The 13,444-nt window shown below is 59.1% G+C and carries 13 protein-coding genes; 9 read left to right on the forward strand and 4 right to left on the reverse strand.

Annotated elements, in window-relative coordinates:
- The first annotated feature begins 33 nt into the window (after positions 1 to 33).
- The 4 genes from rpsO (at position 34) to JOE56_RS09070 (ending at position 4,818) form a co-directional block, all read left to right on the forward strand.
- The gene (gene rpsO / locus JOE56_RS09055; protein ID WP_204515740.1) at positions 34 to 303 is read left to right on the forward strand and encodes a 30S ribosomal protein S15; all 270 of its coding nucleotides are present in this window, start codon (positions 34 to 36) and stop codon (positions 301 to 303) included.
- A gap of 225 nt (positions 304 to 528) precedes the next feature.
- A complete protein-coding gene (locus JOE56_RS09060) occupies positions 529 to 2,781 on the forward strand; it encodes a polyribonucleotide nucleotidyltransferase (protein ID WP_204515741.1) in 2,253 nt (750 codons plus the stop codon).
- Between the two features lie 16 nt (positions 2,782 to 2,797).
- On the forward strand, positions 2,798 to 4,087 hold the full coding sequence (locus JOE56_RS09065; protein WP_204515742.1) for a M16 family metallopeptidase: 1,290 nt from the start codon (positions 2,798 to 2,800) through the stop codon (positions 4,085 to 4,087).
- A gap of 104 nt (positions 4,088 to 4,191) precedes the next feature.
- Positions 4,192 to 4,818: a superoxide dismutase gene (locus JOE56_RS09070; RefSeq protein WP_102238770.1), complete on the forward strand. Its 627-nt coding sequence runs from the start codon at positions 4,192 to 4,194 to the stop codon at positions 4,816 to 4,818.
- Positions 4,819 to 4,883: 65 nt separating this feature from the next.
- Here the strand turns inward: JOE56_RS09070 and JOE56_RS09075 are convergent, their stop codons facing one another.
- A complete protein-coding gene (locus JOE56_RS09075; protein ID WP_204515743.1) occupies positions 4,884 to 6,167 on the reverse strand; it encodes an MFS transporter in 1,284 nt (427 codons plus the stop codon).
- A gap of 42 nt (positions 6,168 to 6,209) precedes the next feature.
- Here JOE56_RS09075 and dapB point away from each other — a divergent pair, with 42 nt between their 5' ends.
- Entirely contained in the window at positions 6,210 to 6,953 is a 744-nt protein-coding gene (dapB, locus tag JOE56_RS09080) for a 4-hydroxy-tetrahydrodipicolinate reductase (RefSeq protein WP_204515744.1), read from the forward strand.
- Complete coding sequence (locus tag JOE56_RS09085) at positions 6,953 to 7,405, forward strand: tetratricopeptide repeat protein (RefSeq protein WP_204515745.1); 453 nt, start codon at positions 6,953 to 6,955, stop codon at positions 7,403 to 7,405. Before dapB ends, JOE56_RS09085 begins: the two co-directional genes overlap by 1 nt.
- Positions 7,406 to 7,416: 11 nt before the next feature.
- On the opposite strand, the gene JOE56_RS09090 is transcribed toward JOE56_RS09085, so the two are convergent.
- Positions 7,417 to 8,703, reverse strand: coding sequence for a heparan-alpha-glucosaminide N-acetyltransferase domain-containing protein (locus JOE56_RS09090; RefSeq protein ID WP_204515746.1), 1,287 nt, complete (start codon positions 8,701 to 8,703; stop codon positions 7,417 to 7,419).
- A gap of 92 nt (positions 8,704 to 8,795) precedes the next feature.
- On the opposite strand from JOE56_RS09090, the gene dapA reads away from it, so the two are divergent.
- Genes dapA through JOE56_RS09105 form a run of 3 tightly spaced genes read left to right on the forward strand, consistent with a single transcriptional unit; the run spans position 8,796 to position 12,134 of the window.
- Positions 8,796 to 9,713: a 4-hydroxy-tetrahydrodipicolinate synthase gene (gene dapA / locus JOE56_RS09095; protein WP_204515747.1), complete on the forward strand. Its 918-nt coding sequence runs from the start codon at positions 8,796 to 8,798 to the stop codon at positions 9,711 to 9,713.
- A 56-nt stretch (positions 9,714 to 9,769) separates the two neighbouring features.
- A complete protein-coding gene (locus tag JOE56_RS09100; RefSeq protein WP_102238776.1) occupies positions 9,770 to 11,455 on the forward strand; it encodes a ribonuclease J in 1,686 nt (561 codons plus the stop codon).
- A 52-nt stretch (positions 11,456 to 11,507) separates the two neighbouring features.
- Positions 11,508 to 12,134, forward strand: a complete 627-nt coding sequence (locus tag JOE56_RS09105) for a helix-turn-helix domain-containing protein (RefSeq protein WP_102238777.1) — start codon at positions 11,508 to 11,510, stop codon at positions 12,132 to 12,134.
- On the opposite strand, the gene JOE56_RS09110 is transcribed toward JOE56_RS09105, so the two are convergent.
- The gene (locus JOE56_RS09110; protein WP_239530420.1) at positions 12,093 to 12,599 is read right to left on the reverse strand and encodes a DUF2938 domain-containing protein; all 507 of its coding nucleotides are present in this window, start codon (positions 12,597 to 12,599) and stop codon (positions 12,093 to 12,095) included. The two genes, JOE56_RS09105 and JOE56_RS09110, sit on opposite strands and share 42 nt — an antisense overlap.
- Positions 12,600 to 12,714: 115 nt before the next feature.
- Positions 12,715 to 13,443, reverse strand: a complete 729-nt coding sequence (locus JOE56_RS09115; RefSeq protein WP_204515748.1) for an IclR family transcriptional regulator — start codon at positions 13,441 to 13,443, stop codon at positions 12,715 to 12,717.
- Position 13,444: the final 1 nt, after the last annotated feature.

Raw genomic sequence — 13,444 nt, forward strand, 5'->3', positions numbered from 1 at the left:
GGCGCCGCGCAACGAACGTGTAAGGAGTAGCCAATGGCTCTTGATCCTAAGATCAAGCAGGAAATCATCAAAGAATACGCAACCCACGAGGGCGACACCGGCTCTCCCGAGGTTCAGATCGCTGTTCTGTCGCGTCGTATCTCCGACCTGACCGAACACTTCAAGACTCACAAGCACGACCACCACTCACGCCGTGGTCTGCTGCTTCTGGTTGGTCAGCGTCGTCGCCTGCTCAAGTACCTGGCCGACACTGACATTGAACGCTACCGTGCGCTGATCGCACGCCTGGGTCTGCGTCGCTAAGGTTTCATCGTTTGCGTATGTGAATACATAGGTGAACGAACTGCTGAAATCCCTCACCTGTTCGGGTGGGGGATTTTTGTTGCCCTCTTGATAGACTGACCACGTCCATGTCGCGGGAGCATGATCCGGTGGTCGACAGTGGCCTCCGCGGTGTAAACATCGCGTGGGTCTCGATCGATGACCGGGTAGACGCGCATAGAAGAATAAGCGCCCCGCGGTCCATCAATGAACGGAGACATCTTGGGAATCAATCCCGAAACAGCTGTTGCAGTTATTGACAACGGCAAATTTGGAAAGCACGAAATCGAATTTGGCACCGGACGTTTGGCCCAGCAGGCCGCCGGATGCGCCACCGCAACTCTGGACGGCGAAACCACGTTGCTCTCAGCAACTGCCGTCAGCAAGAACCCACGTGAAGGGTTCGACTTCTTCCCACTCACCGTTGACGTGGAAGAACGCATGTACGCAGCCGGGAAGATTCCTGGCTCGTTCTTCCGCCGTGAAGGACGCCCAACCACCGACGCCATTCTGGCTTGCCGCCTGATTGACCGTCCTTTGCGCCCGTCCTTCGTCAAGGGACTGCGCAACGAAGTTCAGATCGTAGTCACGGTGCTGTCCATGCACCCGGACCACCTGTACGACACGCTCGCAATCAACGCAGCATCCATGTCCACGCAGCTGGGCGGACTGCCATTCTCCGGACCAATCGGTGGTGTGCGCATCGCCCTCATCGACGGTCAGTGGGTTGCGTTCCCCAACTACTCGCAGCTGGAAAACGCCGTATTCGACATGGCCGTTGCCGGTCGTGTTGTGGGTGACGACGTCGCCATCATGATGGTCGAAGCAGAAGCCAGCGAAAACTCCTGGGACCTCATCCAGGGTGGCGCGCAGAAGCCTACGGAAGAAGTTGTCGCTGAAGGTCTCGAAGCTGCTAAGCCATTCATCCGTGAGCTGGTGCGAGCTCAGCAGGAACTCGCCGACCGCGTAGCCAAGCCAACAGCAGAATTCGAACTCTTCAAAGACTACGAAGACGACGTTTACGAAGCTGTGCGCGAACTGGCGTGGGACAAGCAGACTCAGAACTTCCAGATCGCTGACAAGCAGGAACGCGAAGCAGCGGGAGACCAGTTGCTCGACTCACTGCTCAACGACCTCGGCGAGAAATTCGAAGGCCGCGAATCCGAAATCGTAGGCGCGCTGAACTCCATGACCAAGGAGATCGTGCGCAAGCGCATTCTGACCGAACGCGTGCGCATCGACGGCCGTGGCCTCAAGGACATCCGCCCGCTGTCGGCCGAAACCAACATTCTGCCTCGCGTTCACGGTTCGGCACTGTTCGAACGTGGCGAAACCCAGATCATGGGTGTCACCACGCTGGACATGCTCAAAATGGAGCAGCAGATCGACTCACTGACACCAGTGACGTCCAAGCGCTACATTCACCACTACAACTTCCCTCCATACTCCACTGGTGAAACCGGACGTGTGGGAAGCCCTAAGCGTCGCGAAATCGGACACGGTGCGCTTGCAGAACGCGCTCTTGTCCCTGTTATTCCGTCGCGTGAAGACTTCCCATACGCAATCCGCCAGGTGTCAGAGGCCTTGGGATCGAACGGATCTACATCCATGGGTTCGGTGTGTGCGTCAACCATGTCCCTGCTTTCGGCAGGTGTTCCACTGCGCGCACCCGTCGCCGGTATTGCTATGGGTCTCGTGTCCGACGTCATCGACACCGACCAGGGTAAGCAGACCGCATACGCTGCACTGACCGACATCCTGGGTGCAGAAGATGCCTTTGGTGACATGGACTTCAAGGTCGCCGGAACCAAGGACTTCATCACTGCGATCCAGCTGGACACCAAGCTCGACGGAATCCCAGCATCCGTGCTGGCCGCAGCGCTCAAGCAGGCTCGCGAAGCCCGCCTGGCGATCCTGGATGTGCTCGCGGAAGCGATCGCTGAACCTGGCGAAATGGCCCCAACGGCACCACGCATCATCACCGTCAACATTCCAGTGGACAAGATCGGTGAAGTCATTGGTCCTAAGGGCAAGATGATCAACCAGATCCAGGAAGACACCGGCGCTGACATCTCGATCGAAGATGACGGAACCGTGTTTATTGGTGCCACTGACGGTCCAGCTGCTGAGGCTGCACGTTCAGCAATCAACGCGATTGCTAACCCGCAGGTTCCAGAGGTCGGTGAACGTTACCTGGGTACCGTTGTGAAGCTCATGAGCTTCGGTGCGTTCGTCTCGCTCACACCAGGCAAGGACGGCCTGCTGCACATCTCTGAGCTCAAGAAGCTCAACGGTGGCAAGCGCGTCGAAGACGCAGAAGACGTCCTGGGCGTGGGTCAGAAGATCCAGGTGGAAATTACCAAGATCGACGACCGCGGCAAGCTCAGCCTGCAGCCTGTCATCGAAGAAGACGCTGAATCTGCTGAAGAAGAAGCAAAAGAAGAAGCTAACGAAGACTAAATCTGCTGGTTGACTATTGCTAACAGAATCTCTCCTTGGGGAGGGTAGTGGGATCTATCGCACTACCCTCCCCAACGGTATTCGCGTTATTTCAGAAACAATCCCCGGGATCCAGTCCGAGACCGTAGGGGTGTGGGTCGGTTCAGGTTCGCGCGACGAAACTGACGACAACGCCGGCTCGACGCACTTCCTTGAACACATGCTGTTCAAAGGAACGGCCACACGCAGTGCAAAGGACATTGCGCGCACATTCGACCGCACGGGTGGCGAAGCGAATGCGATGACGGCCAAGGAATGCACGGCCTACTATTCGCGGTGTTTGGTCACTGACCTGCCGGACGTGTGCGCAACCCTGTGGGACATGGTGCTCTCATCCACGTTGGACATCGACGAGTTTGAGCGCGAACGCACCGTGATCCTCGACGAACTGGCCATGGGTGCAGATGACCCGGAAGACGTCCTGTTCGAATCGTATGACGAACTGATCTACGCTGGGTCGCCTCTGGGTCGGCCAGTTGGGGCCACAAAAGAACGAATCCAGGCGCTGGTTCACGATGAACTTCTGCACCACTACCGGGATGCGTACGTGGGGCCCCGGCTGATCTTTTCAGCCGCTGGCGGGGCCGACCACGAAGACCTGGTGGACCTTGTCTGGCGCGCAACCCAGCACCTGCCGGAGGCTGCAGATCACGCAGCGACCACCTCGGGCCGGGAGACCCCCGTCTTTTCGCCGGGGGAGCGGCACATTGCCCGCCCCACCGAGCAACAGGGGCTCATCATGGGAGTCGCGGGGTTGCACGACGGCCACGACGACCGGTTCACGCTCACCGTCCTGGCGTCACTGTTGGGTGGTGGCATGTCCAGCCGTTTGTTCCAGACCGTGCGTGAGGAGCGCGGCCTGGCGTATGCGGTCCACACGACGGGGTCGCAGTATTCGGACGTGGGGGACTTTGGGATCTACGCCGGGTGCGCGCCCGCGGTTGCCCAGCAGGTAGTGGACTTGTGCATTGAGCAGTGCCAGCGGTTGGCAAGTGATGGCCCCATGACCGCCGAGGTGGCAGACACCGCCGCGCAAGTGTCGGCTGCCACTGTGTTGGGGATGGAGTCGACTGCGGTTCGGATGAACCGGCTAGCCAAGAGTGAGTTGTCCAACCGGCCCTTGGTCGATGCGGCAGAACTGGTTGAGCGGGTGCGTGGCGTGACGGCCGAGGACGTGCAGGCGCTTGCGCAGAGGTTGTTCAGTGGACCGTGGGCGCTGTGCTCCTTGGGGCCTGCGGACGACGTGCGGTTGAACTCTGAACTCTGACGATAGTCTCAGTTGCGCAAACGTTGTAACGTCCACGTTTGCGCGATAGGCTCAAATTAGTGGTGGTCAGACGACTACCAGCACGTTTTTTGAGGAGGAATAACATGGTTGAGCAGTACACGCTCCCGGACCTGCCCTACGACTACGCAGCACTTGAGCCACACATTTCGGCCAAGATCATGGAACTTCACCACGACAAGCACCACGCCACCTACGTCAAGGGCGCAAACACCGCTCTTGAGCAGATGGCTGAAGCTCGCGAAAAGGGCGACTTCTCCACAATCGGCAAGCTGTCGAAGGACCTGTCCTTCAACCTGGGTGGACACGTGAACCACTCCATCTTCTGGAACAACATGAGCCCAGACGGTGGCGACAAGCCAGAAGGCGAACTCGCAGCAGCAATCGACGACCAGTTCGGTGGCTTCGAAAAGTTCCAGGGACAGTTCACTGGTGTTGCTACCTCGATCCAGGGCTCCGGTTGGGCAATCCTGGGTTGGGACATGCTGGGTCAGCGCCTCACCATCGAGCAGCTGTACGACCAGCAGGGCAACGTACAGGTTGGATACGTGCCACTGTTGCAGCTGGACATGTGGGAGCACGCGTTCTACCTCGACTACCAGAACGTCAAGCCTGACTACGTCAAGGCATGGTGGAACGTTGTGAACTGGGAAGACGTAGCGGCTCGCTTTGACCGCGCACGCAACCAGACCAAGGACGTTTTGCTGGGCTAAGAGCTCATGCGCGACACGTGCCGGGAACCCTGCGGGGCTCCCGGCACGTTGTGTTTTGCGCTGTTTCAGTCGACAGGACGGCGCACCCTGCTGGGCAGCCCAATCTTCTTGGCGAACACGGCCATCCACACAGCCCCCGCGATTCCGGCTACACCAATTGCAACGATCCCAGCGCCCAGGGTGGCAAACGTGACAAACGCGGAAACCACTGCCGGTCCGCCTACTCGGCCCGTGTTGGAGAAAAGCGACCAGATGCCTAAGAACCGGCCACGGTTCTCGCTGGGGCACAGGTCGGCCCCTATAGTCATGTTGATCCCGGCGCCCAGCCCGTTGCCCAACGCCATGATCCCAACGGCCACGAACGCGCCGGTCACGTTCGGCCAGATCACCAGCGCTAAGAACCCGGCGCCAAAAATGCTCACGCACGCGATCAGCGTGGGTGCACGCCCCAGACTGTCCTTCGCATAGCCGCCGGGGAACATGATGACCAGCTCGATGGCCGCGCCCAACGCGATCAGCAACGACACCACGGACTCGCTCAGCCCAATCGAGTGCCCCCACAACTGCACGATCACCGGTTGCACAATCCGCAAACCCATCAAGACCATGACCGGAAGGCCGGCTAAGATGACCGCCGTCCAGTTGACACCGCGCAACCCGGGTGACGCCCCGCCCGAGGTGTCCGTCACCTCGGCCGCGTCTGACTCCTTGGAAGCGTCCGGTGCCTTGGAAGCGCCGGAGTTTGTCACCTCGGCGGAATTAAGACGCAACCCCGCACCCATGGGCGAATACAACAACGCAACCGCAACTGCCGCGCACACCGTGGCAAACACAAACACCGACCACAGCGGGAACACCATGACCAGCACAGCGCCGGCGAGCGGACCCGCCAAGTTACCCACGCGGATGGTGCCGCCCAAAGCGGTCATGGCGCGGCCGATGAAATGGGTGGGGACGTTGCGGGTGATGAACGACTGACGGGCAAGCGTCCACACCGCTTCGCTGGGTGCGCGCAGGAACAGGCTGGCCGCATACAACGTGACGGCGACGGGGGCGCCCAAAACGCCGGGCCCAGCCGCCATCGAAAGCACAGTCACACCTGAAACCGCGGTGACTAAAGCGGTGGCGATGAGCATGGTTGATCGGTCGCCAAACCGGTCGATCAGCACCCCGGCCGGAACAGCGAACGTCAGCTGTATGATCCCCATGACCGCCACAATCAGCGACGCAAACGACGGGGACGCACCCACGTTCAGCGCACCCAACACGTACACGGGCAAGGTGGCGCCTAGCCCCGTGTGAAACAGGAGCGAAGGCGCGTAAACCGGCCAGAAAAGTTGCTTATACATGTAGGGGTTAGCATAGAACCGAATCAAATCTGAGGAGTGTCGGTGTCTAACATTCGAGTCGCAGTGCTGGGAGCACAAGGTCGTATGGGGTCACACGCGGTGCGTGCCCTGGAAGCAGCGGACGGAATCGACGTGGTGGCCGCCCTTGGGAGCTCCGACTCCCTGGAACAGGTGGTGGAATCCGGCGCTCAGATCGCAGTAGAACTCACCGTTCCGCGCGCAACCGAAGACAACGTGCGCTTCCTGGTCAGCCACGACATCCACACAGTCGTTGGAACTACTGGGTGGGACGACGACCGTTTGAGCAGGCTCGAAAACCTGTGCGCCGAACACCCCAAGGTTGGCGTGCTCATTGCGCCAAACTTCTCGATTGGCGCGGTCCTGGCCATGCAGTTCGCGGAAATGGCAGCACCGTACTTTGACTCGGCTGAAGTGATTGAAATCCACCACACGCGCAAGCTCGACGCGCCTAGTGGAACGGCCGTGTCAACGGCTAAGCGCATCGCCGCGCAGCGCGCGCAGGCGGGCCTACCGCCAGTGCCAGACGCAACCGAAACTGACCCGCACGGCGCGCGCGGCGCGGTCATCGACGGGATCCACGTCCACGCGGTGCGCCAACTTGGCATGAATGCCAGCGAAGAAATCCACTTTGGTTCGGCGCATGAAGCGCTCACAATTCGCACGGACTCGCATTCGACCGAGGCCTTCATGCCTGGAATCGTCACAGCAGTAAACACTGTCGCTGACCGTCCTGGGCTCACGGTTGGACTCGAGAAGTACCTGTAATGTCGAAAGCGAAAATCGGCGCGATCATCATGGTCGTGCTCTTGGGTGCGTACCTTGTAGTGATGGTCAACCGTGGGTGGATCTTGCTCACGGACCCCGAGCCCATCGCCAAGATCATGGGGGTCGCGCTTTTTGTCCTTCCGGTGATCGCGGTGTGGGCGATTGTACGCGAGTTGTTCTTTGGTGCCTCCATGGAACGCTTGGCGAAGATTCTGGAAGAGGAAGGCGGGCTTCCGCCTGACAACCTTCCCCGCACACCCGGTGGTCGCATCATTCGCGAAGCAGCCGACAAAGAGTTCGAAAAGTACCGCTCAGAAGCAGAAGCAGATCCCGACAACTGGCGAAGCTGGTTTAGGCTCTCGTGTGCTTATGACGCCTCGGGGGATCGCAAACGTGCCCGGTCCACTATGCGCAAGGCGATCAAACTACACGCGGGGGATGAGAAGCGCTAGCCGGGCGCCCGCTAGCTACCCGCCCGCGCGGGAACCAACTTAGCCACACCAGAACTGGCCAGCGATAGCACCTGCTCAAGTGGGCCTCGGGGGAGTACGAACACCTTCCACAAGACGGCGGCGAACACGGCAACATAGATGTGAAGTACGTACTCAGGCCACGGCCCCAGCGGGAACTGTTGCGTGACCTCCAAGAACACCACGTGGCCGGAGTAGATGGTCAGTGGCATGGACCCTGGTGCAGATAGAACGAACAACCACAACCGCCCCGGGCCTTCACACAGCTGGTGCGTGGGGTTCTGCTCAAACGTGGTTCCAAACGAACCCAACGCGTTCGAAACCAAGCAACACACCCCAATGACCACAAGGGCGACGCCTATTGTCCCGGCGAGGTCGAGTGTGGTTCCTGTGTGCGGTGCTGAAACTGTGAGCCAACACCACGTGTCGGTGGGTGTCACCCCGTGAGTTCCTGTGATGAGCAGCTCTTTCAAGTCTTTGTCGTAGTTGTCGTAAGCAGATCCAATGAGGTCGAAGTACCCGGCGGGTGACGCCGTCATCAGGAGCCATGAAAAGGCTTTCGCAAGCAGGGCCAGACCTGTGCCAACGGCGACTGCGCTCCAGCAGGTGACAGAGCGGTACCAGTTGAGGTGACCCAGGGACATACCTATCAGAATGTATCCCAGCCACTGAAGGACGGGGTAGTAGCCGGTGAGGCCAATAGCGGTGAGCAGGTACCCCGGCTCGGCCAGCATAAAAAGGTTGGGGATCTCAAACGCCTGGGCCAACTGGAAGTGGTCTCGAACCGCAAAGCTGACGAGCGGCGTGACAATGACCCACACAAACGCGAGCACTCCCAGCGTGCGTGGCCCGGCGCGTAAGAACAGTGACGCGATCACGAACATGATTCCGTAGTTCACCAAGATGACTGCCACGTGAGTGGTGAACAACCCCAGGATCAAGCCCAGGACCACGATGCACAGTCCGCGCGTGATCAGTCCCGCGGCCGCCCGGCCCCACCCTCCACTTTCCAGTGTGCGCCGGGTGGAGAGGACTATCGAGATTCCGGCAATGACTGCAAAAAGGGCGGATGCGCGTCCGGCAAAAATGGAGGCCGAGGTGGCCTCGCCTGCGATGGTGACCAACGGGATGATGTGGGTTGCGATCATGCCGAAGATCGCGACGCCACGCGCGGTGTCGAGCCCGATGTTTCGGTTGGCTGGCGCTAGACGGTTGACAATGGCGTTCCCGAAGGAACGTGAAGAGCGCGAGGTGCCAAAACCTTCTGCGGGAAAAACCACACCTCGAGATTAACCTGATTGCTGGCCGTTGCGGGTGTGCCACGCGCGCAAACCTTGAGCGTTGGACTGTTGAGCGCTGTAGAGTAGGGGACATGGCTATGATTCATAGTGCGTACGCGCAGGTGGCACAGGACGCGTTCGGTACGGTCGGTACCGCGATGATCACCCCTTTTGCTCCTAACGGGGCAATCGATTATGACGCTGCGCAGGTTGTGGCCAACTATTTGGTGCAACAGGGCAACGACATGCTGGTGGTGTCTGGTACTACGGGCGAATCGCCCACCACTACCGATGAAGAAAAACAGCAGCTTCTCAAGGTTGTCCGCAGTGCAGTAGGCGAACACGTGAAAATTGTTGCCGGTGTAGGTACCAACGTCACGTCGCACTCGATTGAATTGGCAAAGCAGGCACAAAGTGCAGGCGCTAACGGCCTTTTGGTTGTCACCCCGTACTACTCCAAACCGTCACAAGACGGTATTCGTGCACATGTTGAAATGATTGCGGACTCAACTGAGTTGCCCGTCATGCTGTACGACATTCCCGGACGTTCCGGGGTTCCCATGGAGTCAGAAACGCTGATTCGCATGGGTGAACACCCCAGGGTTTTGGCAGTGAAAGACGCAAAGGGCGATATCGCTGCATCCACGGATGTGATGACGCGTTCCGACCTGGTGTATTACTCAGGCGAGGACGCACTGAACCTCCCACTCATGGCAGCCGGAGCTATTGGACTCGTGTCAGTTGTGGGGCATGTGGCCGCAAAGGACCTCGCACGTATGGTTGACGCGGTACACAACAATGACCTGATGCAGGCCCGCCATGTGGCCGCAAACCTGGTGCCCACCGTGGACGCCGTGATGAACCACATGCCGGGAGTCGTAGCAGCAAAAGCGGCTCTGGAACTGGCCGGAATTATTCAGCACCGTGGAACGCGTTTACCTGTTTTGCCTGCAACAGACGAGCAGATGGAGTTCTTGCGCTCCAAATTGGATGGATTTATAAACCCGTAGCGCGGGTGAAATGCGCTTGTTTTTTGATGAGAAAACGCATGTAGAAAGTACATACAGTGATTGATTTATTGTCCGAATTGAGTGACCCACCTAAGGCGGACCCAGAAGCGTTGCGCATTGTGGCGCTGGGCGGTCTAGGCGAAGTGGGCCGAAACATGACCGTGTTTGAGTACCGCGGAAAGATCCTGGTGATCGACTGTGGTGTGTTGTTCCCAGAAGAGGAACAGCCTGGAATCGACCTGATTCTGCCGGACTTTTCGTACCTGGAAGGCCGTGAAGACGACGTTGTGGGAATTGTGCTCACCCACGGGCACGAAGACCACATTGGTGCGGTGCCGTACCTGCTGAAGAAGCTGGGCGACGTGCCGATCCTGGGGTCCACGCTTACCCTTGCGCTGGTGGAAGCGAAGCTCAAGGAGCACCGGATTCGCGCAACCACCCGCATCGTTGCAGAAGACGACAAGGACCAGCTGGGCCCGTTCGACCTCGAGTTTGTGGCCGTCAACCACTCGATTCCAGACGCGCTCGCCGTGTGTGTGCGCACGGGTGCAGGAACCATTCTGCACACCGGTGACTTCAAGATGGACCAGCTGCCACTTGACGGTCGTATCACCGACTTGCGGTCGTTTGCGCGTTTGGGTGAAGAAGGCGTGGACCTGTTCCTCACCGACTCCACGAACGCCGATGTCCCCGGTTTCACCTCCATGGAAAAAGACATAGGGGCTGTTCTTGAAGCGCAGTTTGGTCGTGCTGAACGACGCATCATTGTGGCGTCCTTCGCCTCTCACGTCCACCGCGTCCAGCAGGTGTTAGAAGCAGCATCCGCGCACGGCCGTAAGGTCGCGCTGGTGGGCCGGTCCATGGTGCGCAACATGAAAATCGCCCAGGAGCTTGGCTACTTGAACGTGCCACCGGGCGTGCTCATCGATATCAAGCACGTGGACTCGCTGCCTGATGACCAAGTGGTGCTCATGTGTACGGGATCGCAGGGTGAGCCCATGGCCGCGTTGTCGCGCATGGCTAACGGTTCGCACCGCGTGACGGTGAATGAAGGCGACATGGTGGTGCTGGCCTCGTCCTTGATCCCTGGAAACGAAACCGCGGTGTTCCGCGTCATCAACGGGCTCATGAAGTTGGGCGCCAAGGTGATCCACAAGGGCAACGCCAAGGTGCACGTATCTGGTCACGCATCGGCAGGTGAACTGTTGTATGCGTACAACATTGTGAAACCCCGAGGTGTCATGCCGGTCCACGGCGAATGGCGCCACATGCTGGCTAACGCGAAGCTTGCGATCGACACGGGTGTTCCAGAAGATCACGTTGTCGTTGCCGACGACGGTTGGGTTGTCGACCTTAAGGACGGCAAGGCGCGCGTTGTGGGTGCTGTGGATTGTGACTACGTGTTTGTCGACGGATCGTCCGTGGGTACCGTCACCGAATCGGATCTGCAGGACCGCCGTATTTTGGCTGGTGAAGGGTTCGTGTCGATCTTTATGACGGTGGACAAGTCTGACAAGAAGGTGCTGGCGGGTCCGGTCATCCATACCCGAGGTGTCGCAGAGTCCGACCGTGTGTTCGACACGATCAAACCCAAGATTGAAAAAGCAGTTGCGGACGCCTTGGATGACGGAGTTGTCGATGAGCACAAGCTCCAGCAGATTATCCGCCGCACCATCGGGCGTTGGATCTCTTCGAAGCTTCGTCGCAAGCCCATGATCGTGCCCATGGTGGTCATCGTCTAAAAGACCGGGCCGTGGATGCTGGTCGAATGTACGAAGCTAGGAAGTCTCCCACATGCGAGATGAACACGGGCCGGTAGAAGACGTTCTCGCGGGCGTTGGGCCCCGGTTGCGACGCATTCGTCAAGCTCGTGAACTCACATTGGGAGACGTAGCTGATTCGACCAGCATCTCGGTGTCAACCTTGTCCCGTCTGGAATCAGGTGAGCGAAAACCTACCCTGGAGCTACTACTGGCACTGTCGGGTCTGTACGATCTGCCCTTAGATGATTTGGTGGGCGCCCCTCCTGTAGGAGACCCCCGCGTGTATCAAAGGCCAGTGAGCCGAGGTGGCATAACGGTGGTGCCTCTGACGCACTTTCCGGGACCTCAGCACGCGCTCAAGATGGTGATTCCGTCAACCAGGTCAGTGCCACACTTGTGCAGGCACAGGGGGTACGAATGGCTCTATGTCCTTTCCGGGGAACTTCGACTCATCGTTGGTAGCCACGACGTGGTGCTGACGGCAGGTCAGGCCGCCGAGTTCGACACCACGACTTTGCACTGGTTCGGCAGCACCGGAGAGTCACCAGTGGAGATTCTCAGTTTGTTGGGTCTGCAAGGGCAGCGGATTCATCTCTCAAGCGCGATACACGCTGAGTCACAAACAGCGACGAACGATAGTTCGAACGATGCGCCCTGAAAGCCAAAGCCCGGCTCCGTAGCTGGCGTGAGCTCGCAGGCTTCCCATGCGTGCCTGAGCGGGATTCGGGATTTTTGAAGCAGCGACACCCATGCCAAAACCAGGCTGCATGATTAGCCAGGGTGCGGCAACGGTACCCACGCCCCACGCGACAGCTGTGTCGAAGCGGGGGCGTTTCAGCCAACCGGGGTCAGCTACGGCTAAAGCCACGGCGAAACCGGTTCCGATGGCGTAGTGCGCTACCCAGCCAATCTCTTTCTCATGGGGGACCGGCTCAGCATGCATGATTGAAGTGTGCGCAAACTTGCCGTTGCGCATGTGCCCGATCCATCTGCCAACCATGGCGTAGTCCAGTGATCTCACACCTCGGGTACGGCGAAGCACTTCCGCAACTGCGTCCATCGTTATCGTTGCACCAATACCTACTGCTGACGCTTGGACAAGTTCCCCAAAACCAATGCGCATGCTTGACTCCTTTTGTTGGTAGGCACCCATTACCCCATGCCTACAAGAAGTCCAGCAACTCATTTTGCTGTTTCAGCAAACCTCGAATGTGGTGGCTAGTGATGACGCCGAGGTCTCAGTGCGACCCTGCCCAGCGGCGAGTGAGTTGGTGTGCAGCTGTGTGCAGAGTGTTGGCAACGTCGGCGTACTTTTCCGGCCCCAAGCGTGACGTGGGGGAGCTGACGGAAAGCCCCGCGAGGCTAGGCGCGCCTGGAACAAAAACGGCCAGGCACCTCACGCCCACTTCCTGCTCTTCGTCGTCGAGCGCATACCCGGTGTCCCTGCATGCGCTTAAGTCTTCGATGAGTGCGTCCCTGGACAGCAAGCGTGGGAGCCGGATCTTGTCCAGAAGTGAATGCACGTGCTCATCAGACATGGTGGCCAGAACAGCCTTCCCTACACCTGAGCCCCACACGGGAACATGCGCACCCACTTGCGTGAACATGCGCATGGACCGTTGGGACGTGGCCTGGGCGACGTAGGTCATGACGTCGTTCGTGAAGTACGCCAGGTTCACCGTTTCGCCCAGGGTGTTCGCGAGCTTGTCTAGAACAGGTTGGATCGTGTGGCCAGACTGTTTAGCCGCCTCGGTGCCCAAACTCACAAGAGCCGGACCCAGAGCGTAGCGCTTGTCAGTCAACTGCGTGACGTACCCGCGGGCAGCGAGGTTTGACACGATGCGGTGAATGGTGGGGGCCGGAATGTCCAGTGCGCTGGCAATGTCAACACTCCGGGCAACCCCTCCCATCGACCGCATTGTTTCAAGCACGTCGAGCATGCGGTTGACCGACTGAATCGTAGGCATT

This window comes from Brevibacterium paucivorans (assembly GCF_016907735.1).
GTDB lineage: Bacteria > Actinomycetota > Actinomycetes > Actinomycetales > Brevibacteriaceae > Brevibacterium > Brevibacterium paucivorans.

Excerpts from the sequence above, each read along its gene's own strand:
- JOE56_RS09105 (WP_102238777.1), top strand. The coding sequence starts at position 11,508 with ATGCGAGATGAACACGGGCCGGTAGAAGACGTTCTCGCGGGCGTTGGG.
- JOE56_RS09070 (WP_102238770.1), top strand. The coding sequence starts at position 4,192 with ATGGTTGAGCAGTACACGCTCCCGGACCTGCCCTACGACTACGCAGCA.
- JOE56_RS09060 (WP_204515741.1), top strand. The coding sequence starts at position 529 with ATGAACGGAGACATCTTGGGAATCAATCCCGAAACAGCTGTTGCAGTT.
- rpsO (WP_204515740.1), top strand. The coding sequence starts at position 34 with ATGGCTCTTGATCCTAAGATCAAGCAGGAAATCATCAAAGAATACGCA.
- dapA (WP_204515747.1), top strand. The coding sequence starts at position 8,796 with ATGGCTATGATTCATAGTGCGTACGCGCAGGTGGCACAGGACGCGTTC.
- JOE56_RS09085 (WP_204515745.1), top strand. The coding sequence starts at position 6,953 with ATGTCGAAAGCGAAAATCGGCGCGATCATCATGGTCGTGCTCTTGGGT.
- JOE56_RS09110 (WP_239530420.1), bottom strand. The coding sequence starts at position 12,599 with ATGCGCATTGGTTTTGGGGAACTTGTCCAAGCGTCAGCAGTAGGTATT.
- JOE56_RS09115 (WP_204515748.1), bottom strand. The coding sequence starts at position 13,443 with ATGCCTACGATTCAGTCGGTCAACCGCATGCTCGACGTGCTTGAAACA.
- JOE56_RS09075 (WP_204515743.1), bottom strand. The coding sequence starts at position 6,167 with ATGTATAAGCAACTTTTCTGGCCGGTTTACGCGCCTTCGCTCCTGTTT.